Origin of the sequence: Streptomyces sp. ISL-99 (genome assembly GCF_018614005.1) — a bacterium.
GTDB classification, from domain to species: Bacteria; Actinomycetota; Actinomycetes; order Streptomycetales; family Streptomycetaceae; genus Streptomyces; species Streptomyces flavidovirens.
Map to the genome: position 1 here is coordinate 126491 of NZ_JAGGPC010000005.1, position 25931 is coordinate 152421.

A 25931-nucleotide genomic window follows, 5' to 3' on the forward strand; every position below is an offset into this window, starting at 1 on the left:
AGAATGGAGCTTTGCCCATGACTGCCGCCCCCTCCCCGGAGGTGCTGCGTGCCCCGCTCGTTGTCGAATTCCCCTTCACCCGCTCCCTCGGCCCCGTACAGAGCGCCTTCCTCACCGGCCTGCGCGAGCGCACCGTCCTCGGGGTGAAGACCGCCGGCGGCGGAGTACTCGTGCCGCCCGTCGAGTACGACCCGGTCACCGCCGAAGAGATCCGCGACCTCGTCGAGGTCGCCCCGACCGGCACCGTCACCACCTGGGCCTGGAACCCGGCCCCGCGCCGCGACCAGCCGCTGCGCACGCCCTTCGCCTGGGTGCTGGTGAGGCTCGACGGCGCCGACACCGCCCTCCTGCACGTACTGGACGCGCCGGGCCCCGACGCCGTACGCACCGGCATGCGTGTACGTATCCGCTGGGCCGCCGAACCCACGGGCGCCATCACCGACATCGCCTGCTTCGAACCGTACGAGAGCGAAAAGGGCCGCCACACCCCGCACGACGGCCGGTTCGCCGACCCCGTCACCGGCATCACCACCCCCGCCCGCCTCGACTACACGTACAGCCCCGGCCGCGCCCCCACCGACTACATCAACGCGCTCGCCGAGCGGCGCACCGTCGGCGAGCGCTGCCCCTCCTGCCGCAAGGTGTACGTCCCGCCCCGCGGCGCCTGCCCCACCTGCGGCATCGCGACCGCCGAACGCGTCGAGGTCGGCCCCCGAGGCACCGTCACCACGTTCTGCATCGTCAACATCAAGGCGCGCAACCTCGACATCGAAGTCCCGTACGTCTACGCGCACATCGCACTCGACGGCGCCGACCTCGCCCTGCACGGCCGGATCGGCGGCATCCCGTACGACCAGGTGCGCATGGGGCTGCGCGTCGAACCGGTGTGGACCCCGGGCGGCCGCTACCCCGACCACTACCGGCCCACCGGCGAACCGGACGCCGACTACGACGCGTACAAGGAGCTGATCTGATGCGCGAGATCGCGATCGTGGCCTTCGCGCAGACGGATCACCGGCGGCGCAGCGACGAGCTGTCCGAAGTCGAGATGCTGATGCCGGTGCTGCACGACGTCCTCGGGCAGACAGGGCTGAAGACCAGCGACATCGGCTTCACCTGCTCCGGTTCGAGCGACTACCTCGCGGGCCGCGCCTTCTCCTTCACCATGGCCCTCGACGGCGTCGGCGCCTGGCCCCCGATCTCCGAGTCCCATGTGGAGATGGACGGTGCCTGGGCGCTCTACGAGGCCTGGGTCAAGCTCCTGACCGGCGAGGCCGACACCGCGCTCGTCTACGCGTACGGCAAGACCTCACCCGGCGAGATCCGCGACGTCCTCACCCGCCAGCTCGACCCGTACTACGTCGCCCCCCTCTGGCCGGACTCCGTGTCCCTGGCCGCGCTCCAGGCGCAGGCCCTGATCGACGCGGGCGACACCGACGAGCCCGCCCTCGCGGCGGTCGCGGCCCGCAGCCGCGCCGCCGCCGCGGCCAATCCGCACGCCCCGCTCAGCGGGCCCGTCCCCGCCGGCGACTACCTCGTACAGCCGCTGCGTACGGGCGACTGCCCGCCCATCTCGGACGGCGCGGCAGCGGTGATCCTGGCGGCCGGCGACACCGCGCGCGGGCTGTGCGAGCGACCCGCCTGGATCCGCGGCATGGACCACCGCATCGAGGCGCACAGCCTGGGCGTACGCGACCTCACCGACTCCCCGTCGGCCCGGCAGGCAGCCGAGCGGGCCGGGGCCTTCGAAATCCCCCATGGCCTGAAGGGCATGGGAGGTGCCCCCTTCGTGGACACCGCCGAGCTGCACGCGCCCTTCACCTCGCAGGAGGTCGTCCTGCGCAAGGCGCTGCGCCTCGGTGACGACGTGAACGTCAACCCGTCCGGCGGGGCGCTCGCCGCCAACCCCGTCATGGCGGCCGGGCTCATCAGGATCGGCGAGGCGGCGGCCCGTATCCACCGGGGCGCGTCCGACCGCGCGCTCGCGCACGCCACCTCGGGGCCCTGCCTGCAGCAGAACCTCGTCGCCGTCCTGGAAGGGGAGTCATGAGCGGGACAGTCACGGGCAAGGAGCCCGTAGCGGTCGTGGGCATCGGCCAGACCAAGCACGTGGCCGCCCGCAGGGACGTCTCGATCGCCGGGCTCGTGCGCGAAGCGGCCCAGCGCGCCCTCGACGACGCCCAGCTGACCTGGGCCGGCATCGACGCCGTCGTCATCGGCAAGGCCCCCGACTTCTTCGAGGGCGTGATGATGCCGGAGCTCTACCTGGCCGACGCGCTGGGAGCCGTCGGCAAACCCATGCTCCGCGTCCACACGGCGGGCTCCGTCGGCGGATCCACCGCCCTCGTCGCCGCGAACCTGATCGCCGCCCGCGTCCACGGCACGGTCCTCACCCTCGCCTTCGAAAAGCAGTCCGAGTCGAACGCGATGTGGGGCCTGTCCCTGCCCGTCCCGTTCCAGCAGCCCCTGCTCGCCGGGGCCGGCGGATTCTTCGCGCCGCACATACGGGCGTACATGCGCCGCAGCGGCGCACCCGACACCGTGGGCTCCGTCGTCGCGTACAAGGACCGCCGCAACGCACTCAAGAACCCGTACGCCCACCTCCACGAGCACGACATCACCCTGGAGAAGGTCCAGGCGTCGCCCATGCTCTGGGACCCCGTCCGCTACTCCGAGACCTGCCCCTCCTCCGACGGGGCCTGCGCGATGATCCTCACGGGCCGTACGGGCGCCGCCCGCGCGCCGCACCCGCCCGCCTGGGTGCACGGCGGCGCCATGCGAAGCGAACCCACCCTCTTCGCCGGCAAGGACTTCGTCTCCCCGCAGGCGGGCAGGGACTGCGCCGCCGACGTCTACCGGCAGGCGGGCATCACCGATCCGCGCCGGGAGATCGACGCCGTCGAGATGTACGTGCCGTTCTCCTGGTACGAGCCGATGTGGCTGGAGAACCTGGGATTCGCCGCCGAGGGAGAGGGCTGGAAGCTCACCGAGTCCGGCGTCACCGAGCTCGACGGCGACCTGCCCGTCAACCCGTCCGGCGGCGTCCTGTCCACCAACCCCATCGGCGCCTCCGGCATGATCCGCTTCGCCGAGGCCGCCCTCCAGGTGCGCGGCCAGGCCGGGGAGCACCAGGTCGACGGCGCCCGCAGGGCCCTGGGCCATGCCTATGGCGGCGGCGCCCAGTTCTTCTCCATGTGGCTGGTCGGCGCCGAACCGCCGGCTTCCTGAGGGGCCCGGCCCGGCGGACGGGCCACGGCAGTGCTGACGTGGCCTGTCCACTCCCGGAGTCGATGGCTAGGCTGACCGGCGGACGACGAACCGGGAGGAGCAGGGACGTGGCCGAGAGCATCACTGCGCAGCGGGTTACGGGCTGGGACAAGCCGGAGCAGCTGGACCTGAGCAAAGCGGACTGGCAGTCGGGCAGTCAGGGGGCGGGCGACGTTCAGATCGCGTTCGTCGAGGGCTTCATCGCCATGCGCAACGCCACCGCACCCGGCAGCCCACTGATCTTCAACCCGGCCGAGTGGCGCGCCTTCGTCGTGAACGCGCGAAACGGCGCCTTCGACCTGACCTAGAGGCTGACCCAGAGGCGGACTGGGCTTTTCGCCCCGGCGCCCCGACCGTCGTACGGGCTGGAACCGAGCCGTACGGCGACCGGGGACCGGGGCCGGGAGCGGCCCCGCGCACGGGGCCGCCCCTGACGCCGGAAGGCCGCCCGGGCCACGTACCATGGCGGCATGTCCTTCCTCCGCCGCCGCCCCTCCGCCACGCCCGCGGGCCCGGAATTCGATGTCCTGGCCATGGACCCGGGCGACTGGCCGGGCAACCTCGGAGCGGGCCTGCTGCCCGCGCCCGACGGCAGCTGCCAGGGTGTCTTCCTGCGCTATGACCTGTTCGGCGGCCGCGGCCCCGCGATGATCATCGGCAACCTGCCGGAGGGCTCGCCCGCGAGGGAGCTGGAGGAGGGCCAGGTGCCCTTCGAGGTGGCGCAGCTGCTCCTGGCGCTCGAGAACGACGAGCCCGTCACGGTGACCGGCAGCGAGGACATGCCGGTCATGCAGGGCGACAACCTCCTGATCGTGCGCCGTATCAAACTCTCCGAAAGCCGCATCTCCTGCGTACAGTTCGACCGCAGCGACAATGTGCTCGTCACCATCGCCAGCTGGGACCGGCCGATCACCGACGACCTGTACGCGCTGCTGAAGCCCCTGCCCGCGGAGCTGTTCCAGCAGGGCTGAGCAGTCCCTGTGAGGCGAGGAGTGGTTGTGGGAGATGTGGCAGTCGGGGAACCGGAAACGCAGTATCCGAAGGTGAGGAAGCAGCGCCCCTTCTGGCAGGAGCTCCCGCTCCTCGTGTTGATCGCGCTGCTGCTGGCGCTGCTGGTGAAGACGTTCCTGCTGCAGGCGTTCTCCATCCCCTCGGACTCCATGCAGAACACCCTCCAGAAGGGCGACCGGGTCCTCGTCGACAAGCTGACCCCGTGGTTCGGCTCCGAGCCGGAGCGCGGCGAGGTCGTCGTCTTCCACGACCCGGGCGAGTGGCTGAAGAACGAGCCGATCCCGCGGACCAACGCCGTCCAGAAGGCGCTCAGCTTCATCGGACTGATGCCGTCCGCCGAGGAGAAGGACCTGATCAAGCGGGTCGTCGGAGTCGGCGGCGACACCGTGGAGTGCAACGGCGCCGGCCCGCTCAAGGTCAACGGCAAGGCACTCGACGAGCCGTACGTCTTCCCCGGCAACACGGCATGCAGCACGGACCCGGGCGGACAGTTCAAGGTCACGGTGCCCAGCGGTCACCTCTGGGTGATGGGCGACCACCGGCAGGCATCCGGCGACTCCCGCTACCACCAGCACGAGCCCGGCGCGGGCATGGTGCCCGTGGACGAGGTGGTGGGGCGCGCCGTGGTGGTCGCCTGGCCGGTCGGCCGGCTCGACAACCTGCCGGTGCCCGCCACCTTCGGCCAGGCGGGCATCGACGAGCGGCGCTGACCACGTCCCCCGCCGGTGAACAGGCCGTACGCGTCGGCCTGTTCACCCGCGCCGCACAGTGCTACGCGTGCGCCGTGGCCGGCCGGCCCAGCAGGGTGACGACCCGGGCAGCCGAAGTGCCCAGTCCCGTGGGGCCACTCAGGTGCCACGGGGCGCCGCCGGTGCCGCCCCGCAGGTCCTCGTCGCGGTAACGGACGCATTCGCGGTGCCAGTTCAGGATCCCGGCCAGCCAGTTCTGGAGCTCACGCACATAGCCGTCGAGGATCTCCCGCGCCTCGGCGTCCAGCGCGAAGTCCTCGTAGAGGACGGGCAGTTCGGCCTCGATGACATGCTGGAACTGCTCCATCCGCCCCTTCATCAGCTCGTGCACCATGTCGACGCCCGTCGGATAGTCCACCCCGAAGAAGTTCTGCACCACCAGGACGAGATTGTGCACCTCGCCCTCGTACTCGATCTCCTTCTGGTACGAGAAGAGGTCGTTGATCAGCGTGGCGTAATCGACCGCGGAGTTCTCCAGCGAGCGGATCGGCCCGCTCCGGTAGACGTCGTCGGGCACCCGGTCCCCGTGCGAGAGCCGGCACAGCCGCATCGTCATGTCCGCGCCGAAGGTGAACCGCCGCATCTCGATGTAGTCGACCGGGTCGGGCACGCGGTGCTGCGCCTGGTTCGCCAGCTCCCACTCCCAGCTCGCGATCATGTCCTCGACCGACTTGCGGAACGTACGCCGCGAAGCGTCGTCCATCGGCCCGGCCGTCCGTTCCCACAGGTCGGCGAGCCCCCGCTCCATCGCGTCGGACGGCTCCGGCGTGGGCTCACCGTCCAGCGGCATGAACAGCCGCAGCCGCTCGTTCGCCGCGTGCGCCCCGGCCAGGTCGCGGGTGCGCCCGTAGATCACGGGGTAGAGGTCGTCGCCGTACGTCCCCCAGGTCAGCCAGTTCGACGACAGGTCCAGCTCCTGCGGCGTCGCTTCCGGATGCAGGCCCGCCGAGCAGAGCGGCAGGTCGATGTTGCGCGCCCGCCGCTCGTCCCAGACGCCCGACCCCGGCCGCCCCAGCTGCGGCTCCAGCATCCCCATCCGCCGCGCCCACTCGATGTTCCGGTCCCGCGCGCCCGCCAGGTGTGGACTGAGCGTGAGCCCGTACGGCAAGTCCAGGTCGGGCACGATGGACGGACCGACGTGCTGGTACGGCACATGGCTGTGCTTGCGCAGGCGCGCCGCCTCGGCCCGCGGGGTGAAGCGCAGTGTCGCCGCCGTCATCCCCCAGCCGCTCCCGGCGGGCCCGGCCGCCGCCCCGCCCCCGTTCATGTACCGGCTCGATCGCATGTGCCACTCGTGCCCGCCCGACTGCCAGTCCTGGAGACCCTTCGTGTACGCCAGTACGGCGGCGGTCTCGGCGGGGCTCAGCCCCTTCTCGGCGCACAGCGGCCCGACTTCGGTGAGCGCGGTGTTCTCGAACTGCTGGAGCCGCGAAGTCAGCAGATCGTTGACGGCCTCGGCCGCATCCTGCGTCGTACACCCCAGGAAGTGCTCCAGGACCAGTACACCGTTGCTGTTCTCCTGCTCGTCCTCGACCTCGCGCTGGTACGAGAAGAGGTCGTTGCGCAGATGCACCGCGTCCGAGAACGCATCGCGCAGCACGCCGAGCGGGCGGGAGTGGGCCACCGACGCCGGGACCTCCGCGTTCGCGGCGAACTCGACGATCCCCGCCGACCAGGGCGCCCCGCCGACCTTCCGGCGCATCTCGATGTACTCGACGGGGTTGGCGATCCGCCCCTTGTCCATGTTGGAGAGTTCCCACAGGGATTCGCTGAGCAGATTCCTGGTCGACTCGGCGAACCGTTCCCGCCACGCGCCGGTCATGCTCGGCACGGTCCGCGCCCACAGGTCCGCGAGCCCCGCCTCGACCGGATTCTCCGGCTCCGGCGTACCGTCCGCCAGATCCATCGGCATGAACGCCGGCAGCCGGTCGAGGTAGCGCTTCCCGCCCTCCCGGTCCAGCGTCCGCTTGAAGGTCTCCAGGAAGTGGTCGTCGAAGAAGAAGACCCACACGTACCAGTCGGTGACCAGCGCCAGCACTTCGGACGAGCAGTCGGGATGGGTGTACGCGCAGAGCAGTGCGTAGTCATGGGCTTCGAGGTCGCGCTCCTCCCAGATGCCTGAGCCTTCCAGCATCTGCATCCGGCGCGCCCACTCCCTCGTGTGCCGACGCGCCTCGTCGACGTGAGGATTGAGCCGCGCCGGATACGGAACGTAGAAATCCGGCAAGGTGAAGGGCTGCTGTGCCATGTACGTCCGGCCTTTCCAGGACGTCCGCACCCCCACCACGGCGCGGACCGGTCAATTCCGGCCCAGCCCTACCCGTCGCCCGTACGGCCCACGCCACGCGCCGGTCAGTCACACAAAAGGGCGCCATCGCCGGTCGTGGCCGATGGCGCCCCGTTTCCTCCCCTGTCCTTCCTACGAGGTGAGTACGCGCACGTCAGAGGCCTTCACATAGGCCACCCGGTGCCCGAACTGGATCTCGTAGTACGCCTCCTTGCCGCGAATCACCCGATGCCCCGAGGTCTCGAACGTCGGCGCGAAGAAGTACTCCCCCGGTGCGCGGTCGCCCACCACATAGCGCTGTCCGGCGAGCAGCTTGTACGGCAGCGGCGAGAGAGCCTGCACCGGTACGGACGTCCCGGCGTACGCCGCCGCCTCCGGGTACGCCCGCCCGTACACCGGCACGTCGGCGGCGCCGTCCTCCGGCGTCAGCAGCAGCCCCCGGGCGTTCACCGCCGTCGGCTGCGTGCGCGGATTGTGGAACCAGGCCTTCTGCCCGAGATACCAGATCGCGGTCCAGTCGCCGCTGCGCTCGGCGACGGCGTACTGCTGCCCCGTCGAGGCGCGGGCGCCGGTGTCGTTGACGCCGGTCGTCGAGTCCTGGCCGCCGGGGCGCAGCCCGATGTCCTTCACCAGCGGAGCGTCGGCGTCCGGCCCGGTGTGCAGCCGGACCGCGCCCGAGCCGTGCGGGGCGCACGGCTGACCGGCCTTCACGCAGCCCGTGTAGAGCGGCTGGTGCCTGGCGTACTCGGGCCGGATCGTCACCACACCGCTGTCCGGGCCGGCCGTCGGAGTGAAGGGCCGGCCGAGCAGCTTGAAGTAGTGCGCCCAGTCCCAGTACGGGCCCGGGTCGGTGTGCATCCCGCGGATGTTCGCGGTGACCGGGCCGGGGACGTTGTCGTGGCCCAGGATGTGCTGCCGGTCGAGCGGGATGCCGTACCGCTTCGCCAGGTACTTCACCAGCCGCGCCGACGTGCGGTACATCGCCTCGGTGTACCAGGCGTCCGGCGAGGTCAGGAAACCCTCGTGTTCCAGTCCCACGGACTTGGAGTTGATGTACCAGTTGCCCGCGTGCCAGGCCACGTCCTTGAGGGGTACGTGCTGCGCGATGTGCCCGTCCGTGGAACGCAGCGAGTACTGCCAGGACACGTACTCCGGATTCTGGACCAGCTTCAGCGTCGTGTCCCAGGTGGCCTCGGTGTCGTGGACGACGATGTAGTCGATCCCCTGGCTCATGGGCCGGTCGCCCTTGTCGTGGTTGCCATAGTCGCCGTCCCCGAACTCCTCGTACGGGGCGGGAATCCACTCGCACGCCACCGTCCTCGGACACTCGGTCGGCCCGGTGTCGGCGGTGCGCAGGCCCAGGTCCGCGACCTGTGTCCGGTCGGGCACGAGCTCCGGGGCGCCGGGCAGGGTGACCTGCTGGCCGCTGTCGGTGGTACGCCGCTCACCCGCCCGGATCACGTCGTACACATCGTTCGCGTACGTCGTCGCGGTCGCCGTGTCGTCGGCTCCGGAGAAGAGGGCGACCGCGCCGTACCAGTCGGCCGGGTCCGTGCTCAGCGGTCGTCCGAGCTGCTTCTGCGCGGCGGCCAGGAGCGCCGCCCCGCCCCGGACGTTCGCCGAGGGGCTGTGCCGCAACTGCTCGTCCGGCAGCCGGGTGAGGGCGGCGGCCCGCTCCAGGGTCTTCAGCCGGGCGGGGAGTTCGGACGCCTTCGGCAGCTCTGCCTCACCACCGGTCCGCGCGGGCCGGGAGTCGTCACCGCGCGGGTCTTCTCCGGAGTCCGAGTGATGCGGCGCCTCTTCGAGGGCCGTCTCGACGTCGGTGAGGTGCATCGGGCCGTAGCCGCCGGTCACGCTCGGCGCGCCGCCGTGTGCGTCCCAGCGGGACTGCAGATACGACACACCGAGCAGCACACTCTGCGGCACCCGGTACTGTGCGGCGGCCGCCGCGAAATCGCGCTGCAAGCTGCCGGACCCGGGCCGCGCGGGCCGCTCGGCGGTGGCGGAAGGGCCGGCTGACAGCAGCGGCAGCACCAGCGCCGCTGACGCCACGAGACCTCCCGCCTGCCATACGCGTCTGCGCGCGTCGCTCGTGGACGGTGACGTGACGGATCCTCGCACTGCGGCCTCCAGAGACGGGCGGTACGCGAGCGAGTACAGGGGTACCGGGTCCCGGACGATCCGTCAATGAGGCGCGTACCGCCCGGATTCAGCACGTCAGGGCGGGTGGCGGGGAGTTTCGCGGCGGATGGCGAACGGGCCTGCGGAGCGTCAGTGGTGTGAACCAATGACCGCACCCAGAGAACAGAGTCGCCGTCAGGTCACATCGCGGTCCGCGCGCAGCGACCTCAGGGCGAGCACCAGTACGCCGATGTCGTCGAGGTATACCGGGTCCGGTACAAGATCCGTCGGCAGCACGAGGTAGGCGACAGCGGCCCAGAAGACCCAGGGGCGCCCTTCCGGCAGTCCCGCCGCTCGCAGACCCCGGCGGGCGCGCACCAGCCGTACGAGAACGAACACCGCCACGGCGAGCGTCGCCACCACCAGGACGACGGCGACGACGAGCAGCGTCCATGCTTCGGCGCTCATGAGGCCTCCTGGTGGTTCGCGTTCACACACTCTCTCCTCGTCTGCCCCAGCACGCGCCGGTTCAGGCACCGGTTCAGGCACCGGACGGTGACTCGCCCGTACGAGCCCACGCCAGGAGGTCGTCCATGGCCCAGGTGTTCACGACCCGCTCGGGCGGCACCCCGCACTCCTCGGCCCTGGCACACCCGTAGATCTGCCAGTCGAGCTGACCGGGCGCGTGCGCGTCGGTGTCGACCGAGAACAGCACGCCCGCGTCGACGGCCCGGCGCAGCAGCCTCCGGGGCGGATCGAGACGCTCGGGCCGGCAGTTGATCTCCACGGCCGTGCCCGAGGCCGCGCAGGCGGCGAAGACCTCGTCGGCGTCGAACTGCGACTCGGGCCGCCCGCGCCCGGTGAGCAGCCGGCCCGTGCAGTGCCCGAGGATGTCCGCGTGCGGATTGCTCACGGCGGCGACCATGCGGCGGGTCATCGCGGCGGCGTCCATGCGCAGCTTGGAGTGCACGGACACCACCACGATGTCGAGCCGGTCCAGCAGCTCGGGTTCCTGATCCAGCGAACCGTCGAGGAGGATGTCGCACTCGATGCCCGTGAGAAGGCGGAACGGGGCCCAGCGCTCATTGAGTTCGGCCACCACCTCCAGCTGCTCGCGCAGCCGTTCGGGAGACAGTCCGCTGGCGACGGTCAGGTGGGGGGAGTGGTCGGTGAGAACCGCCCACTCGTGGCCCAGGGCGGCCGCCGTACGCCCCATCGCCTCGATGGGGCTTCCGCCGTCCGACCAGTCCGAGTGCAGATGGCAGTCGCCGCGCAGCAGCGCACGCAGGTGCTCACCGCCTTCGGTCCGCGGCCCCGCGCTCTCCTCCTCCAGCCGCTTCAGATAGGCGGGCATCCCGCCCCCCAGCGCCTCGCGCACCACCTGCGCCGTCTTCGGCCCGACGCCCTTGAGCGTCTCCAGCGAGCCGGCGGCCGCGCGGCTCTCCGTCTCCCCCTCGGGGAGCGCGGCAACGGCGGCGGCGGCCGTGCGGAACGCGCGTACGCGATAGGTGGGGGCCTGGGCCCGTTCCAGCAGGAACGCGATCCGTTCCAGCGCCTCGACGGGATCCATCGGCACCTCTCGTACGCACCGGGTCAGCAGGGGCGTCCAGCTTCCCTCGCAGCTGCCGGAGGCGCATGTCCGAGTACGGCAAGTGCGTTTCTTTCCCCACCCCGCCCCTTCCCGGCCGTGACATTTGCGGCTCCGCCGCGGGGGGCAAGCCCCCAGACCCCCGGGCGGGCTGGATATGCCGCGCAGCGGCAACCATTCAGCCCGTCCGGCGTTTGAGGACCGGGGTCTGGGGCGGAGCCCCAGTTCGGGAAGGGGCGGGGTGGGGAAAAGCTCCGCGGGAACCGGCTACGGCCGGCCCGCCGCCGGGACCCGCTCGGCCGCCGGCACCGGCCCCGGCGGCGTACCGTCACCGAACGGACGCCCGCCCAGCTCCTCCCGGTGATGCGGAGCCAGCCACCCGGGCAGATCCGGCCCCAGCGGCACGATCCCGGTCGGATTGATGCCGGTGTGCACCTGGTAGTAATGGCGCTTGATGTGGTCGAAATCGACGGTGTCCCCGAAACCGGGCGTCTGGTAAAGGTCCCGCGCGTACGCCCACAGCACAGGGTCCTCGGTCAGCTTCCACTGGTTGCACTTGAAATGTCCGTGGTAGACCGCGTCGAACCGCACGAGCGTCGTGAACAGCCGGATGTCCGCCTCCGTGATGGTGTCCCCGACGAGATAGCGGCGGTCCGCGAGCCGCTGCGACAGCAGGCCGAGCCGCCGGAACACGTCCCGGCAGGCGCCCTCGTACTCGCCCTGGTCCGTCGCGAAGCCCGCCCGGTACACGCCGTTGTTGACGTCGCGGTAGACGCCCTCCATGACCTCGTCGATCTCCCCGCGCAGCGGCTTCGGGTAGAGATCGGGCGCACCCGGCCGGTGCAGAGCCGTCCACTCGGTGGCGAAGTCCAGCGTGATCCGCTGGTAGTCGTTGGTGACCAGTTTGCCGCTCGGTACGTCCACGAGCGCCGGGACGCTCACCCCTCCGGGGTAGCCCTTCTCCCGCGCGTCGTAGGCCGCGCTGAGGTACCGGATGCCCAGTACGGGGTCGCGGCCCCCGGGATCGAGGGTGAACCGCCAGCTGCGGTCGTCCTGGACCGGATCCGCGACGGCGAGGGAAAGGGCGTCCTCCAGACCGAGCAGCCGGCGCGAGACCACCGCCCGGCTCGCCCAGGGGCAGGCGCGGCTCACCACGAGCCGGTAGCGGCCCGCCTCGACGGGCCAGCCGTCCCTGCCGTCGGCCGTGACGCGGTCCGCGAAGTGGCTCTTCGACCGCTTGAAGGTCTTCTTCCCGTACGCGGTGTTGCCGTCCGTGCTCATCATGACTTCCTTCCCGGCCGGGTACTGCGAGCCTCCGTCGCCGGCGCCCGGTGCCGCGCGCTTCGGCACGCGGGCGGGTGACACCGCCCATTGTGCCGTCGCCCACCCGCCACCGGCCTCAGGACGCCGCCCGCGCCGGCGCCCGGTCCACCTCCGCCGGCGACAGCGCGTGCTCGATCGCGAGGATCCCGGCGCCGGCCGCCGCCGCGTTCTCGCCCGTACGGCTCGGCTCGATCCGCAGCACATGCGTCGCCAGCGGATGCGACCGCCGGTACACCGCCTCCCGTACACCCGCCGGCAGCTGGTCGTGCACGGCGGCCAGCGCCCCGCCCAGCACCACCGTGTCCGGGTTGAAGAAGTTGACCAGGCCCGCCAGCACCTCGCCGACCGCGCGGCCGGCCTCGCGGACCATCCGCACGGCGTCCCGGTTGCCGGACTGCACCAGCCGTACGACGTCGCGCGCCGGCAGCCACGACGCGGACGGCGACAACCTGACCTACGCCTGGGACTTCGACGGCGACGGAACCTACGACTCCACCGCAGCCGACCCCGCCCACACGTACACGGCCAAGGGGCGACTTCAACGCCCAGCTGAAGGTCACCGACTCCACCGGCAAGTCCGGCAACGCCAACATCCCCGTCACCGCCGGCAATACGGCGCCCAAGGTCACCGCCTACCCGGCCCTCGGGCGCAGAGCCCCTGGCCCATGCCATTGGCCCACCCGGTTGACGATCACCGGGTGGGCCAGTGCGTTCCCCTCTTCTGTCCTCTTCGTCAGCGGGTGCCGACAGCCGCACGAACCGCCCGCCGGGCCATCGCGCAGTCGTCGTGCAGCCGCCGGAGCAGCAGCCGCTGCTCCTCACCGGTCGACACGCCACCCGCCGGCACCTGCCCCGTCGCCCCGCCCACGGGTGCGGCCTCGCGCATGGTGCGCTGGACAGCGGTCTCGTACGTACGGATCTCCCGCGTCAGTACGAGCATCAGGTTCACCAGGAACGCGTCCCGCGAGGCCGTGCCCGGCGCCTGCGCCAGCTGACTGATCTGCCGCCGCGCCGCCGGAGCGTCACCCAGCACCGCCCACAGTGTCGCCAGGTCGTACCCCGGCAAGTACCAGCCGGCGTGCTCCCAGTCAACCAGTACGGGACCGGCCGGCGACATGAGGATGTTGGAGAGCAGCGCGTCACCGTGACAGAACTGGCCCATGCTCTGGCGGCCGCCGGCCGCGTGCGCGACCCCGTGGAGGAGCTTCTGCAGGTCCCCCATGTCCCGGTCGGTGAGCAGGCCCAGCGCGTGGTACCGGGAGATCCGCGAGGCGTAGTCGAGCGGCGCCTCGAAGATGCCGGGCGGCGGCCGCCACGCGTTGACCCGCGTGATGGCGCCGAGCACGGCCCGCAGATCGGCGCGCGGCGGAGCCTCCGCCGGATGCCGGGTGAGCGCCGCGGCCCGGCCGGGCATCCGCTCGATGACCAGGGTGCAGTTGTCGGGGTCCGCGGCGATCAGCCGTGGCACGCGCACGGGTGGGCGGTGCCGGACGAAGGCGCGGTAGGCAGCTATTTCGTGCTGGAACCTCTCCGCCCACGCGGGGGAGTGATCCAGTAAGCACTTCGCGACCGCGGTCGCGCGGCCTGTGGTGCCGACGAGCAGTACGGAACGTCCACTGCGGCGCAGAACCTGTACCGGATTGAACTCCGGGCAGATCCGGTGCACCGAGGCAATGGCCTTCCTCAGCTGCGCGCCCTGGGGGCCGGACAAGTCGAGTCTCCCGCTGAGCGGTTGGGAACCCGGCCCTGCCGCCGCGCGCCGGGCCCGGCCCGTGCCGAGTGACGCTCCGCCGGCGTGGTTGGGGTCGAGGTACGGTCCGCTGCCCGTCGCCACTGGACGGTACGGCCGAGGCGGGGCGGACACGGAGGACGATGCTGTGTACATGGGACAGATCCCTTCGCGCGCCGACGAGTTACGTAGTACGTGTCACGTGCGCCACCCGCCCCGGCAACCGGTCAACACCCTGGGGAATGCCGGCCGGTCGCCGGAACGGGGTGGCGCTTTCTTACCTGACACCCGTCTGCGGGTGGCACACCATCTGGCGGACCCTGGCGAACCCTGGCGAATATCCCCGACGCATCTGACACGGGGTTACTGTCGAAATCAGCCGAGAACCTGGGGGCTTGAAGTGACCGGAGAACCCAACACCCGCCTGGCAGACCTGTTCGGCCTCGCCGGCTGGTCCAAGGGCGAACTCGCGAGGCTGGTGAACCGGCAGGCGGCGGCCATGGGCCATCCGCAGCTGGCCACCGACACCTCGCGCGTACGACGCTGGATCGACATGGGGGAAGCCCCACGCGATCCCGTGCCCAAGGTGCTGGCAGCTCTGTTCACCGAGCGACTCGGCCGTGTCGTGACCATCGAGGACCTCGGGTTCGACCGGCACGGGCGCACGGGGAAACGGCGAGACGTCAGGAACGTGAAGAATCCCGACGGTCTTCCGTGGGCGCCCGAACGGACGGCAGCGGTCCTCACCGAATTCACGGGAATGGACCTCATGCTCAACCGACGCGGCCTGGTGGGCGCGGGCGCCGCGCTCGCCGCAGGCTCCGCACTCAGCAGCGCCATGCACGACTGGCTGCACACCGACCCCGCTCTGACGGCCGACGCTCCACGCACCGACGATCCCCTGCACGCCGACCCCGCTGGGTACGACCGCTACGAGGCCGCCCCCATCGGGTCGCAGGAGATCGAAGAGCTCGAGCGATCCGTCGAAGTCTTCCGCGCCTGGGACGCCGCCCGCGGTGGCGGCCTCCAGCGCAAGGCCGTAGTGGGCCAGCTCAACGAGGTGGGCGGCATGCTCGCCTACCACCACCCCGACCACCTCCAGCGACGGCTGTGGGGCGTAGCCGCCAACCTGGCGGTTCTCGCAGGCTGGATGTCGCACGACGTCGGCCTCGAACCCACCGCCCAGAAGTACTTCGTCATCGCCGCCCACGCGGCCCGCGAAGGCGGCGACCGCCCCCGGGCGGGTGAGGCCCTCTCCCGGGCCGCCCGCCAGATGGTGCACCTCGGAAAGCCCGACGACGCCCTCGACCTGATGAAGCTCGCCAAGTCCGGATCCGGCGACGAGATGCTCCCCCGCACCCGCGCCATGCTGCACACCATCGAGGCCTGGGCGCAGGCCGCCATGGGCCGCGGCCAGGCGATGCGGCGCACGCTGGGGGAGGCGGAGGAACTGTTCGTATCGGACAAGGGCGATGTGCCGCCGCCGAGTTGGATGCAGATGTTCGACGAGGCGGACATGCACGGTATGCAGGCCCTCGCCTTCCGGACGCTCGCGGAGCACGACCCCTCGGCGGCGATCACCGCACAGCGGCACGCCAAGCAGGCGCTCGATCTCCGGGCGGGCGGCAGGCAGCGGTCGAAGATCTTCGACTACCTCTCGCTGGCCTCCGCGTGCTTCATCGCGGACGACCCGGAACAGGCCGACCGGTACGCACGCCTCGCACTGGTGTCGATGGGGGAGACGTCGTCGCACCGCACATGGGACCGGCTGCGCCAGATGTACCGGCTCACCGGTGAGTACGCCGGCTACCCGAAGATCGAGGACCTGCGCGAGGAGATCAAGCTCGCGCTGCCCGCCAAGAAGACGAACAGGAGCGCCGGCATCTAGACCCGCTGCCTCACAACCACAGCCACGACTACAAGACCACCACGACGACTACCACTACTGCGCCTACCGCTACGCGGCGACCCGGGCGATCAGCACGCACGCGTCGTTCTCACGCTCCGCCTCGCCGAACTCTTTCACGGTCAGCCGCACGCACTCCTGCGCGCTGCGTGCCCCGGCGAAGCGCGGCGCGAGGTCCAGCAGCCTGGAAGGGCCGGCACCGTCGGTGGGGCTGCGGCGCGAGATCCCGTCGGTGTGCAGGACCAGCAGGTCGCCGGGGCGCAGCCGCACCTCGGCCTGCTCGTACGACGCACCGGATGTCGCCCCGAGCAGTACGCCCTCGGGCGGCGTCAGCGGGAGCCCCGTCCCGTCGCGGAACAGCAGCGGGGCGGGGTGCCCCGCCTGCGCCCAGGTGAGGAGCCGGGTGGCCGGGTCGTAGCGGCAGCACATCGCGCTGCCGAGCGCCGGCTGGGTCGAGGCCTGCAGGAGCTGGTTGAGATGCCCCATCAGAGCTCCGGGCGCGATGCCGGCTACGGCCATCCCGCGCAGCGCACCGAGCAGCATGGCCATCCCGGAGGTGGCGGCGACCCCGTGGCCGGTCAGGCCGCCGACGGTCAGCAGGGTCTGCCCGTCGGGCAGCTCCAGCGCGTCGTACCAGTCCCCGCCGATCATCGCGCTCGACGCGGACGGCAGATAGTGGGCGGCGAGGTCGAGTGCGGCGGGGCCGCCGTGCGGGAGCCGCAGGGAACCGCGCCACGGCGGCAGTACGGATTCCTGCAGCTCGACCGCGATCCGGTGCTCGGTCCGCGCGATGTGCTGCTGGCGCTGGAGCGAGTCACGGGTCTCGCGCACCGCCCGCTGGCTGCGGCGCAGCTCGCTGACGTCCCGCAGCACCGCCCACATCGAGGCGGTGCAGCCGTCCGAGTCGAGTACCGGCTCGCCCATCATGTGAAGGGTCCGTACGGCGCCGTCGGTGCGCACGATGCGGAACTCGCCGTCGATCGGCTTCCCGTCGACCAGGCAGTCGGTGACCATCGCGGCAAGGAAGCTCTGGTCCTCGGCGAACAGCATGGACGGCAGCTCGTCGAGGGTCAGTGGCCCGCTCTCGGGCGTACGGCCGAAGATCTCGTACAGCTCGTCGGACCAGCTCGCCTCGTCGGTCAGGAGGTTCCACTCGGCGCTGCCGACCCGGCTGAGTAACGACGTGCCCATGGCGGCCGGGGGCCGGCCGGCCGGTGCTTCCTCGGCCTGAGCGGGCAGCCCGGCTTTGAGCTGCCCCAAGTGGGCGCCCAGATCGTCGAGTTGATGGACCGCCAGGTCGCACAGAGCCCGCTGCCAGCGCCCCTGCGGGTCTTCGTCGTCCACCGCGACCGCGTCCCGGCGCACCGCGTCCACGTCGACACGCAGCCGACGGGTCTGCGAGATCAGTGCGTCGACGGAGCCCCGCTCAGGTGGCTGGGGCGCCGGACGGTCCGCGAACAGATGGGACGGCATGTCGTACTCCGATACAGGCGCGGCCAGGCCAGGTCTGGATGGATGGATGGACCAGTATGGATGGACCAGTTACGACTGTGGCACAGCGGGGAAAGGCCCGTAAGGCATTTGGCAACACTCGATACGGTGGTGCTTCTGGCATATGCCATCGGCCTCGCTGGAGGACTCCCGAAACGCTCCACGGGATGCCGGATGCACGGGATGCCGTCCGGGATGTCAGGATAGAACCATGACGATCAAGGCTTACTTCGACATCACCATCAACGACGAGCCCGCCGGGCGGATCACCTTCAACCTGTTCGACGACGTGGTCCCCCAGACGGTGGAGAACTTCCGCGCGCTGGCCACCGGCGAGAAGGGCTTCGGCTACGCCGGTTCCTCCTTCCACCGGATCATCCCCGCGTTCATGCTGCAGGGTGGCGACTTCACGCGGGGCGACGGCACCGGCGGCAAGAGCATCTACGGCGAGAAGTTCGCCGACGAGAACTTCAAGCTCACGCACAACAAGCCGGGCCTGCTGTCGATGGCCAACGCCGGCCGGAACACCAACGGCTCGCAGTTCTTCATCACCACCGTGGTCACGCCGTGGCTGGACGGCAAGCACGTCGTGTTCGGCGAGGTGGCCGACGAGGCGAGCATGGAGCTCGTGAAGAAGATCGAGAGCTACGGCACGTCCAGCGGCAAGCCGAAGGCGAAGGTCACCATCTCCGAGTCCGGCGTCGTCTGATCTCCTCCGCCCTGTGAGCGCGCCGGCCGACGTCACTCGTCGGCCGGCGCTCCCACATTTGGCCCTGTTCGGATGTGTTGCCTCCGTTTTGCGTGGGAACGCGCAATGCGTAAGTACGTCTCGATCAGAGAGCAGGGATCGGAATGCCGAATCCGCAGCAGCCTGAACAGCGGCGCAGCGACAAGGGAGGCGCCACCCCGCAGGACAGCGCCGAACTCAAGGCCGCCCAGTCCGGTCAGTCCGGGAAGCGCGGCAGCAAGCAGGCCCACGGGACCGACAAGGGGAACAAGGGCGGCGGAGAAGGCGGCGGGACGCCGCCCGACCAGCAGCCCGACCACCCGTGACCCGCCCGGCCCCGTGGCCTACCCACGGGTCCTGCTCACACACTCGGTGACGACACCTCGCAGACCACCGCTGCGGCTCAGCAGATCACGCTGGACGCGCGCCCCGTTTCCCCCCTTGAGCAGCGCGGCGAGACCCTCCTGGGCGGAAATCACGTCACCGCTGTCCTCCAGAGCGTCCCGGACGTGATCGAACAGTGCCCGCACCACCACTTCGGCCGGCGCGGGACGCATCGTGACCGGATGGATCAGCTCCCCCTCCAGCCCTGACCGTCCGGCTCGCCAGGCGGCCAGTCGCAGCACCCCGACGCCGTGCGGTGCGGGCGGCTCGCCGGCCCGCCACTGGCGGGCCGCCGTCTCCACCAGACCCCGGACCAGCGTGGCCAGGAGCACCGTGGTGGAGGGATCCAGACACACGTCGGCGACCCGTACCTCCACGGTGGGGTAGTGGTGCGAGAGCCGGGCGTCGAAGTAGATCATCCCCTTGTCCCGCAGCGCCCCCGTGCCCAGCATGTCGTCCACCTGCTCGTGGTAACGGTCGGCGCTGCCGAAGATCTCCACCGGCCCGGACGACGGCCACCGGCCCCACACCCGGCTGCGATAGCTGCTGTACCGGCTGTCCTTGCCCTGCCAGAACGGGGAGTTCGCGCTCATCGCCAGCAACACGGACAGCCACGGCCGGATCCGGTCCAGGACGGCGACGCCCTCTTCGTCGGAGTCCACCGACACATGGACATGGCAGCCGCACGTCAGCTGCTCCTGTGTGGTGAGTCCGAACTGCTCCTCCAGCCACTGGTAGCGCTCGCCGCTTCCGATGGACGGGCTGACGGGGAGCGGAGACGTGGCCAGGGCGACAACCGCGGCGCCGAGGTCTTCCGCATGACGCGCGGCCTCCGCCCGCCAGCGGACGATCTCCTCCGCGAGGTCGCCCATTCCGGTCTGCGGCCGGGTACCGAACTCCAGCATCTGCCGGTGCAGCTCGGCCTCGAAGACCTCCGGCTCACCGCCGCTCTCCCTGGACACGGCGGCCAGTACCGCCGTGGACAGCGCCTGCGGCTCACCGGTCCGCGCATCCACCAGGAGGAGCTCCTCCTCCACTCCGACACTACGCACGACGACTGCCTTTCCGCGGCGCGGCCGGCCGGACGGGCCCGGGCGCATGCTCTAGATCCTTTCGTGGACCGCACCACGCCCTGCACACGGCTCACGGGACCGGATCAGGCAGGCCGCGACGCGGTTTCCTTCCCTCTGCCCTGCGCCGCGGTCTTAATGCCCGCGATCTCACGGGCGCGCCGTGATCCACGGCCGGAAGAACGTCTAGGAGGCCTCGGCCTTGCGCCGTCCTCGCTTGCCGCTGAGCGCCTTGATGAGCTCTTCGCGTGTCATGGAGGAACGGCCGGGAATTCCGGCGTCCGTGGCGCGCTGGTAGAGCTCTGCCTTGGTCAGGGAATCGAACGACGACGCCTTGGCCCGCTTCGTCTGCTTCGGCTTCGTCCCCTGCTCCGGCTTCGCCGCGCGGCCGGCCCGGCGCTTGTCGGCGGCGTCCTTGATCCGGGCGACGGGGGCGTCGGCGGCGGCTGTCTTCCCCTTGCCGCGGCTCTTGGGGCTCTTGGCGTGATCGACGCTGGCCCGCAGCGCCTCCATCAGGTCGACGACGTTCGTGGCCTCCGCGGGGGGCTCCGCCTTCTCGACCGACTCACCGGTGCGCTTGGCCTCGATGAGCTTCGTCACCTGCTCCTGGAAGGTGTCGTGGAACTCCTCGGGTTTCCAGTCCATGCTGAGCGTCTCGATGAGCTGCTCGGCCATCTTCAGCTCGCGGCTCGTGACGTCGGTGCTGTCGGGCAGCGTGCCGATCTCCCGGCGCGGATCGCGGATCTCGTCGGCCCAGTGCAAGGTGTGGAGCGTCAGGAGCCCGCCCTCGGCCTTCACGGCGACCAGGTACTGACGGTTGCGCATGACGAACGTGGCGATCCCCGCCTTGCCCGCTTCGGCCAGTGCCTTCTCCAGCAGCGCGTAGATCTTGGCGTACTCCTTGCCTTTCGGACCCAGGTAGTACGTCTTGTCGAAGAAGATGGGCTCGACCTGCTCAAGGTCCACGAACCTGGTGATCTCCACTGCCTGGGAGCGGCCCGGAGCGATGTCCTCCAGCTCGCCGGGCTCGATGAGCACGTACGCGTCCCCCGCGTCGTAACCCTTGACGATCTCGTCGAGCGGGACCTCTTCGCCCGTGCGCTAGTTCACCCGCTTGTTGCGGACCCGGTCCGACGTGCCGCGCTGCAACTGGTGGAAGTGGACGGTGTGACTGTCCGTCGCGGTGAACATCTGTACGGGCAGGGATACCAGGCCGAAGGTCAGAGCCCCACTCCACACCGGACGCGCCATGGCCACTGCCACCTCCTCGCGGTCCCAGGCTAGAGCGGGGGAACGGCCCGTGCGAGTCGGGATGCGACGGCGAGCGAACCTGAGGCCGCGGCACTTCCTCAACCGTGGCCTGAGCCGCGGTGCCATGAGCGTCGTCATCCCCGTCAGCGCGGTCACCGGGGTGGCGCTGTCCGTACTGTGCGGCGTGTTCTTCCTGGGGGACAGGCCCACGCCACCGGCCTGGCTGGGCATCTGCGTCACCGTGCCCGCCCTGTGGCCCGTGGCGGCCGGCCGGCTCGCCGCGGTGGTGCTCCTGTTGCCGACCGCCCTGCGGTACGTTCCCGAATTCCGGCAGCCCCGGAAGCGGCTGGGGCAGGCCGCCGTGATCGGGGCGGGAGCGGCCCTCGGTCTCATCCTGTACCTCTGGGCGGCCCAGCAGCAGATGCTCGCCGTCGCCGTCGTCCTGGCCTCCCTGTACCCGGCCATCCCGACGGTCCTCGGGCTCGCGTTGCTGCGCGAGAAGGTGCCCCCGGCACAAGTGACCGGCCTCCTGAGCGCAGGCGCCGCGGTCATCCTGCTGAACCTGGGGTGAATGGCCCCGCCCGCGCGGCCGGTTGACTGTGCTGAGCCGTCGGCGGGGACGTCACTGGAGCGCGCGGACGGCCGCCGTGAAGACCGACGGCACCCTGGCCGCCGCCGGTACGATCAGCCGGGCCACCGCCGCGTGGCCGCTCAACCGTACGAGACCTTCCGTCAGCAGGCGGTGGCGCAGGGACAGCCGCCGCCAGCACCGCTCGTACTCCTGCGGTCGTCCGGCCCGCAGACACCGCACAGCCGCCTCGGCCGACGCCATCGCGAGCGCCACGCCCTCGCCGGTGAGCGCGTCGGTGTAGCCTGCCGCGTCGCCCACCAGCACCACCCGGCCGGCCGTACGACGGCGGGCCCGCTGGCACAGCGGACCCGCGCCCCGCACCGGGCCGGCGTGGGGCCGCCCGTCCAGGAGCCGCAGCAGGTGCGGGAAGTGGGCCAGATGCGCGTCGAATCCGCGCCGCCCCGTACTCAGCACGGCCACGGAGACCAGACCGTCACCGACCGGCGTCACATACGCCTCACCGAACACGGACCAGTGCACCTCGACGAAATCGGTCCACGGCTCCAGCCGGTAGTGCCGCCGCAGGCCGAAGCGCCGTGGCCGGCGGCTCGGCACATCCAGGCCGAGAGAGTGGCGCAGCGGCGAGTGCAGGCCGTCCGCGGCCGCCAGCCAGCGCGCCCGCAGCCCCCCTGCCGTCACCGCGTCCGCACTCTGCCGCACCTCCGCGACTTTGCCGGTGACGACCTCGACCCCCACTTCGGCAGCCCGCCGGGCCAGCGCCGCGTGCAGTTCCGTACGGCGCACCCCGAGGCCCGGACCGTCGGCGAAGGAGGCCTGGGCGCGGTGGCGTCCGTCGACGTAACGGATACCGCGCAGTGCGCGGCCGCCGACCCGTACGCCCAGTGCTTCCAGAGCCAGCACGCCGCCGGGCATGATCCCCTCGCCGCACGCCTTGTCCACGGGTGCGGCGCGCGGTTCGATCACGACCGCTTCCATACCGGCCGACGCCGCGTGGATGGCCGTGGCAAGCCCGGCCGGTCCGCCGCCCGCCACGAGCAGGTCGATCACAGTCCGGCACCCGCCCTGCTCCCGGCGGCACGCTCCACAGCGAGCCCGAGCGCTTCGTTCTCGCAGCGGATCCGTACGGTGAGCAGCGCCGCGTTCAGGCCGGTGAAGAGCGCGGCGGTCAGCCAGGCACCGTGCACGAGGGGCAGGGCCAGCCCTTCCGTCACCACCGCCACGTAGTTGGGGTGGCTCAGCCACCGGTACGGTCCGCCCGTCACCAGGGGCAGGCCCGGCACGACCAGCACGCGGGTGTTCCACCGCGGCCCCAGCGTCCGGATGCACCACCAGCGCAGTGCCTGCGCGGCCACCACGACGGCGGCCATGAACCAGCCCACCACCGGATCGAACGGCCGCCCGCCCCACCCGACTTCGGCCAGGCAGCCGACGAGCAGCCCGGTGTGCAGGACCACCATCGCCGGATAGTGCCGTCGTCCCGCCTCGACGGCGCCGCGCGCCAGGCTCCAGCGGGCGTTGCGGCGGGCCACGACGAGTTCGGCGACGCGTTCCAGACCGACCGCCAGGACGAGCACGGTGTACCAGAGCATGTGTTCCTCTCCCTACCAGCGGAGCAGGACGAGTTCGGAGCAGAAACCCGGCCCCATGGCGAGCATCAGCCCGGCGGTGCCGACGGGTGGACGGCGTTCGGCCAGGGTGTCGCGCAGGACGTGGAGCACCGAGGCGGACGACAGATTGCCCACGGCCGCCAGCGAACTCCACGTGACGTCGAGTGCGCCCGCGGGCAGTTCGAGCGTTTCCTCGACGGCCTCGAGCACCTTCGGTCCGCCGGGGTGACACACCCAGGCGGTGATGTCCTCGCGGCGCAGCCCGTGGTCCGCGAGGAATGCGTCGACGTCCGCGGCGAGGTTCTTGCGTACGACGTCAGGGACACTGGCGTCGAGTACGACGCGGAATCCGGAGCCGGTGATGTCCCACCCCATCACGTGCTCGCTGTCCGGGTAGAGGTGACTGCGCGTGTCGACCACGGCAGGCCGGGCGGCGGCAGACGGGCGCCGGGCACCGCACGCGACCACGGCCGCGGCGCCGTCCCCGAAGAGGGCGCTGGCGACGAGATTGGCCGGTGAGGCGTCGCCGCGCTGGAAGGTGAGAGAGCACAGCTCCACCGACAGGAGTACCGCCACGTCGTCGGGGCGCCCCAGCAGGTAGTCGTGCAGGCGCGCGATGCCGGCCGCCCCCGCGACACAGCCCAGGCCGAAGACGGGGACGCGCTTGACGTCCGGACGCAGCCCGAGCGGCCCCACGAGACGCGCGTCGACCGAGGGCGTGGCGATGCCGGTCACCGAGGTGAACATCAGGAGGTCGACGTCGCGCGGGGAGAGGCCCGCCGCGTCGAGCGCCGCCCCGACGGCCTCGGCGCCGAGGCTCACCGCCCCGGCGATGAAAGCGTCGTTGACGGCGCCGAAGTCGTCCAGTCCCGCGTACGCGTCGAGGGGCAGCGCCGTATGGCGGGTGCTCACCTTCGCGCTGTCGTGGAGCCGGTCCAGCACCCGCCGGTCGGTCCCCTCGGTCAGACACACCCGGGCCACCATGTCCGTGATCTCTCGTTGGGTGTGCCGGTGGGGAGCGAGAGCTCCGTGGACAGCTGCGATCCGGGTCATCTGGGATCCGAGGCCGGGGACGGGGGACCTTGCAATGAGTGCCCCCCTTCACGATCGCCACACGCGATGTCGCTCGTCCGGCGGCTGTGCGCACCTGCCCGCAAGCGGTAACCGGTGGCGGCGGGCCGCACTCCGTCGACGGCCCGGCCGCCTAGCATGGGCGCGTGGACGTCGAGGTGCGGGTGGACGCGGGCGGGGAAGCCGCACGCCGGTCACCGCGGAGTAGCCGCGTGAGGCGTCTGCTGCGGTCGGCGGGCGGGCTTCTGAGGGCGTGTCACCCGGGACCGGCCGTGGCGGTCGGCGTCCTGACGACCGCGCTGGCGGCGGCCTGCGGACAGGACGCGGCAAGGTGCCTGCTGGTGGCGGCCGCGGTGCTGACGGGGCAGCTGTCCGTCGGCTGGAGCAACGACGCCGTCGACGCCGCCCGCGACACCGCGGTCGGGCGGCGTACCAAACCCGTGGTCGCCGGTTCGGTCGGCGTCACCGCCGTACGCGGTGCGGCGCTCACCGCTCTCGCCCTGTGCGTACCGCTGTCCCTCGCGTACGGCCGGCTGGCGGGTACGGTCCACCTCGTCGGGGTCGCCGCGGCCTGGGCGTACAACTTCGGGCTGAAGGCGACCGTGCTTTCCTGGCTGCCGTACGCGGTCGGGTTCGCGGCGCTTCCCGTCTTCGTCTCGCTCGGTCCGCAGGGGCGGCCCTGGCCCCCCTGGTGGATCGTCGTCTCCGCGGCGCTGCTCGGCGTCGGCGCACACCTGGCGAACGTCCTCCCCGACATCGGCGACGATCTGGCCACCGGTGTACGCGGCTGGCCCCAGCGGCTGGGGCCTGTCCGGGGGCGGCTCCTGCTGCCGCTGCCCCTCGTGACGGCCACCGCGCTGCTGGCGTTGGCCCGTCCCGGACCGGTCGGCACCGCCGGGCCGGCCGCCCTGTCGGTGGCTCTCGTCGTGGCGGCCGGCGGCGCACTGCTGGGCCGCCGGCGCCCGAGGCTGCCGTTCCTCGCGGCGATCCTCGTCGCGGCAGTGGGTGCCGCGCTGTTGCTCCGCCAGGGCGCGGCTGTCACCTGACCCGGCGCCCGCGTGCGCCATACGGGCGACGAACGGCACCGTCAGCGCAACAAGAGGTGCTGGAAGGGCTATGGGGCGGCGATCCTGAGGCACTCCCCCGAGGAAAGGTTCAGCGATGCTGGAGCGCAGCCGACGTAAGAAGCACACCGAGATCACCTTCGTCATCCCGGCAGGCCAGGCCTGCGGGCAGGTCAGCGTAGTCGGCGACTTCAACGACTGGCAGCCGGGAGCCCACCCCTTCACCGAACGGGAAGACGGCACCCGCTCCGTCACCGTCACCCTCCCCAAGGAACAGCGTTACGGCTTCCGCTACCTGGCACACGGCGACTACTGGTTCAACGACGGCCACGCCGACGACCAGGACGGTCACAACAGCATCGTCCACACCTGACCACTCGCCGCTTGGGCGAGCGGGTCGCATGAGGGCCTGAAATCGCCTGGTGGAGCGGGCTGCCTATCCGTGAGAGTACGGGGTACATAGTGCCTAGTACTGGGATCGATCGGGCGGCCCGACGGGCTGTCCCCGGGAGAAAGAAGTGCGGTCATGAGTGCTCAGCACCGTACGGCGCCGATCGCCCGGACCCCTGACCTCGTACCCCTCAACACGGCCGACAACTGGTCGCACTTCGCTCCGGGCCCGGCCGTGATCGCTCTCGGCGTCCTGCTCACCCGCCGCCCGCGCACCGGCGCGGACCGCTAACCGGGGCCGGC

At 71.2% G+C, this 25931-nt stretch carries 27 protein-coding genes and 1 pseudogene; 14 read left to right on the top strand and 14 right to left on the bottom strand.

Annotation, left to right across the window (positions count from 1 at the left end; genetic code table 11):
- The first annotated feature begins 17 nt into the window (after positions 1-17).
- From J7E91_RS03220 to lepB, 6 genes are all read left to right on the top strand, one after another.
- Positions 18-974 carry a Zn-ribbon domain-containing OB-fold protein gene (locus tag J7E91_RS03220; protein WP_214898935.1) on the top strand — a complete coding sequence of 319 codons (957 nt, stop codon included), beginning with the start codon at positions 18-20 and terminating at the stop codon, positions 972-974.
- Entirely contained in the window at positions 974-2050 is a 1077-nt protein-coding gene (locus tag J7E91_RS03225) for a thiolase domain-containing protein (protein WP_214898936.1), read from the top strand. The genes J7E91_RS03220 and J7E91_RS03225 overlap by 1 nt, the downstream gene beginning before the upstream one ends.
- A complete protein-coding gene (locus tag J7E91_RS03230; RefSeq protein WP_214898937.1) occupies positions 2047-3228 on the top strand; it encodes a thiolase domain-containing protein in 1182 nt (393 codons plus the stop codon). The genes J7E91_RS03225 and J7E91_RS03230 overlap by 4 nt, the downstream gene beginning before the upstream one ends.
- Before the next feature lie 107 nt (positions 3229-3335).
- Positions 3336-3575 carry a DUF397 domain-containing protein gene (locus J7E91_RS03235; RefSeq protein WP_214898938.1) on the top strand — a complete coding sequence of 80 codons (240 nt, stop codon included), beginning with the start codon at positions 3336-3338 and terminating at the stop codon, positions 3573-3575.
- Between the two features lie 162 nt (positions 3576-3737).
- The gene (locus tag J7E91_RS03240) at positions 3738-4238 is read left to right on the top strand and encodes a hypothetical protein (RefSeq protein WP_214898939.1); all 501 of its coding nucleotides are present in this window, start codon (positions 3738-3740) and stop codon (positions 4236-4238) included.
- 72 nt (positions 4239-4310) lie between these two features.
- Complete coding sequence (lepB, locus tag J7E91_RS03245; protein ID WP_374224610.1) at positions 4311-4988, top strand: signal peptidase I; 678 nt, start codon at positions 4311-4313, stop codon at positions 4986-4988.
- Between the two features lie 61 nt (positions 4989-5049).
- On the opposite strand, the gene J7E91_RS03250 is transcribed toward lepB, so the two are convergent.
- From J7E91_RS03250 to J7E91_RS03275, 6 genes are all read right to left on the bottom strand, one after another.
- On the bottom strand, positions 5050-7275 hold the full coding sequence (locus J7E91_RS03250) for a germacradienol/geosmin synthase (RefSeq protein ID WP_214898941.1): 2226 nt from the start codon (positions 7273-7275) through the stop codon (positions 5050-5052).
- 171 nt (positions 7276-7446) lie between these two features.
- Positions 7447-9435: an N-acetylmuramoyl-L-alanine amidase gene (locus J7E91_RS03255; protein WP_214898943.1), complete on the bottom strand. Its 1989-nt coding sequence runs from the start codon at positions 9433-9435 to the stop codon at positions 7447-7449.
- A 195-nt stretch (positions 9436-9630) separates the two neighbouring features.
- Positions 9631-9903, bottom strand: coding sequence for a DUF1232 domain-containing protein (locus J7E91_RS03260; protein WP_214898945.1), 273 nt, complete (start codon positions 9901-9903; stop codon positions 9631-9633).
- A gap of 73 nt (positions 9904-9976) precedes the next feature.
- Positions 9977-11005: a PHP domain-containing protein gene (locus tag J7E91_RS03265; RefSeq protein WP_214898947.1), complete on the bottom strand. Its 1029-nt coding sequence runs from the start codon at positions 11003-11005 to the stop codon at positions 9977-9979.
- 285 nt (positions 11006-11290) lie between these two features.
- Positions 11291-12307, bottom strand: a complete 1017-nt coding sequence (locus J7E91_RS03270) for a glutathione S-transferase family protein (protein WP_374224611.1) — start codon at positions 12305-12307, stop codon at positions 11291-11293.
- A 115-nt stretch (positions 12308-12422) separates the two neighbouring features.
- Entirely contained in the window at positions 12423-12716 is a 294-nt protein-coding gene (locus tag J7E91_RS03275; RefSeq protein WP_251015126.1) for an ROK family protein, read from the bottom strand.
- Here J7E91_RS03275 and J7E91_RS37215 point away from each other — a divergent pair.
- Positions 12646-12822 (top strand): annotated as a pseudogene (locus J7E91_RS37215) (hypothetical protein); the annotation flags it as partial. The gene J7E91_RS03275 and the pseudogene J7E91_RS37215 overlap by 71 nt on opposite strands.
- 257 nt (positions 12823-13079) lie before the next feature.
- On the opposite strand, the gene J7E91_RS03280 reads toward J7E91_RS37215, so the two are convergent.
- Positions 13080-14231, bottom strand: a complete 1152-nt coding sequence (locus J7E91_RS03280) for an aminoglycoside phosphotransferase family protein (RefSeq protein ID WP_214898950.1) — start codon at positions 14229-14231, stop codon at positions 13080-13082.
- A 244-nt stretch (positions 14232-14475) separates the two neighbouring features.
- Here J7E91_RS03280 and J7E91_RS03285 point away from each other — a divergent pair, with 244 nt between their 5' ends.
- Complete coding sequence (locus J7E91_RS03285) at positions 14476-15963, top strand: hypothetical protein (protein WP_214898952.1); 1488 nt, start codon at positions 14476-14478, stop codon at positions 15961-15963.
- 69 nt (positions 15964-16032) lie between these two features.
- On the opposite strand, the gene J7E91_RS03290 is transcribed toward J7E91_RS03285, so the two are convergent.
- Positions 16033-17454: a PP2C family protein-serine/threonine phosphatase gene (locus J7E91_RS03290; protein ID WP_214898954.1), complete on the bottom strand. Its 1422-nt coding sequence runs from the start codon at positions 17452-17454 to the stop codon at positions 16033-16035.
- Positions 17455-17683: 229 nt separating this feature from the next.
- Between J7E91_RS03290 and J7E91_RS03295 the strand changes: the two genes are divergently transcribed.
- Complete coding sequence (locus tag J7E91_RS03295; protein WP_214898956.1) at positions 17684-18181, top strand: peptidylprolyl isomerase; 498 nt, start codon at positions 17684-17686, stop codon at positions 18179-18181.
- 143 nt (positions 18182-18324) lie between these two features.
- Complete coding sequence (locus J7E91_RS03300) at positions 18325-18525, top strand: hypothetical protein (RefSeq protein ID WP_214898958.1); 201 nt, start codon at positions 18325-18327, stop codon at positions 18523-18525.
- 18 nt (positions 18526-18543) lie between these two features.
- On the opposite strand, the gene J7E91_RS03305 is transcribed toward J7E91_RS03300, so the two are convergent.
- From J7E91_RS03305 to J7E91_RS36665, 3 genes are all read right to left on the bottom strand, one after another.
- Positions 18544-19635 (bottom strand): glutamate--cysteine ligase, encoded by a 1092-nt coding sequence (locus J7E91_RS03305; protein WP_214898960.1) that lies wholly within the window; start codon positions 19633-19635, stop codon positions 18544-18546.
- Positions 19636-19839: 204 nt separating this feature from the next.
- Positions 19840-20724 (bottom strand): Ku protein, encoded by an 885-nt coding sequence (locus J7E91_RS03310; RefSeq protein WP_374224614.1) that lies wholly within the window; start codon positions 20722-20724, stop codon positions 19840-19842.
- A gap of 30 nt (positions 20725-20754) precedes the next feature.
- Positions 20755-20910, bottom strand: coding sequence for a Ku protein (locus J7E91_RS36665; protein ID WP_285439026.1), 156 nt, complete (start codon positions 20908-20910; stop codon positions 20755-20757).
- A 118-nt stretch (positions 20911-21028) separates the two neighbouring features.
- Between J7E91_RS36665 and J7E91_RS03315 the strand changes: the two genes are divergently transcribed.
- Entirely contained in the window at positions 21029-21475 is a 447-nt protein-coding gene (locus J7E91_RS03315; protein ID WP_251015099.1) for an EamA family transporter, read from the top strand.
- A 51-nt stretch (positions 21476-21526) separates the two neighbouring features.
- Here J7E91_RS03315 and J7E91_RS03320 read toward each other — a convergent pair whose 3' ends face one another.
- The 3 genes from J7E91_RS03320 to J7E91_RS03330 are packed head-to-tail and all read right to left on the bottom strand — an operon-like array spanning position 21527 to position 24156.
- A complete protein-coding gene (locus tag J7E91_RS03320; protein WP_214898964.1) occupies positions 21527-22543 on the bottom strand; it encodes an NAD(P)/FAD-dependent oxidoreductase in 1017 nt (338 codons plus the stop codon).
- Positions 22540-23085, bottom strand: coding sequence for an isoprenylcysteine carboxyl methyltransferase family protein (locus J7E91_RS03325; protein ID WP_214898966.1), 546 nt, complete (start codon positions 23083-23085; stop codon positions 22540-22542). The genes J7E91_RS03320 and J7E91_RS03325 overlap by 4 nt, the downstream gene beginning before the upstream one ends.
- A 12-nt stretch (positions 23086-23097) precedes the next feature.
- Positions 23098-24156 (bottom strand): type III polyketide synthase, encoded by a 1059-nt coding sequence (locus J7E91_RS03330; RefSeq protein WP_214898969.1) that lies wholly within the window; start codon positions 24154-24156, stop codon positions 23098-23100.
- Between the two features lie 164 nt (positions 24157-24320).
- Between J7E91_RS03330 and J7E91_RS03335 the strand changes: the two genes are divergently transcribed.
- The 3 genes from J7E91_RS03335 (at position 24321) to J7E91_RS03345 (ending at position 25920) form a co-directional block, all read left to right on the top strand.
- On the top strand, positions 24321-25220 hold the full coding sequence (locus tag J7E91_RS03335) for a UbiA family prenyltransferase (protein WP_308375993.1): 900 nt from the start codon (positions 24321-24323) through the stop codon (positions 25218-25220).
- A 115-nt stretch (positions 25221-25335) separates the two neighbouring features.
- On the top strand, positions 25336-25611 hold the full coding sequence (locus tag J7E91_RS03340) for an isoamylase early set domain-containing protein (protein WP_028813368.1): 276 nt from the start codon (positions 25336-25338) through the stop codon (positions 25609-25611).
- 153 nt (positions 25612-25764) lie between these two features.
- Positions 25765-25920, top strand: coding sequence for a DUF4383 domain-containing protein (locus J7E91_RS03345; RefSeq protein ID WP_214898971.1), 156 nt, complete (start codon positions 25765-25767; stop codon positions 25918-25920).
- Positions 25921-25931: the final 11 nt, after the last annotated feature.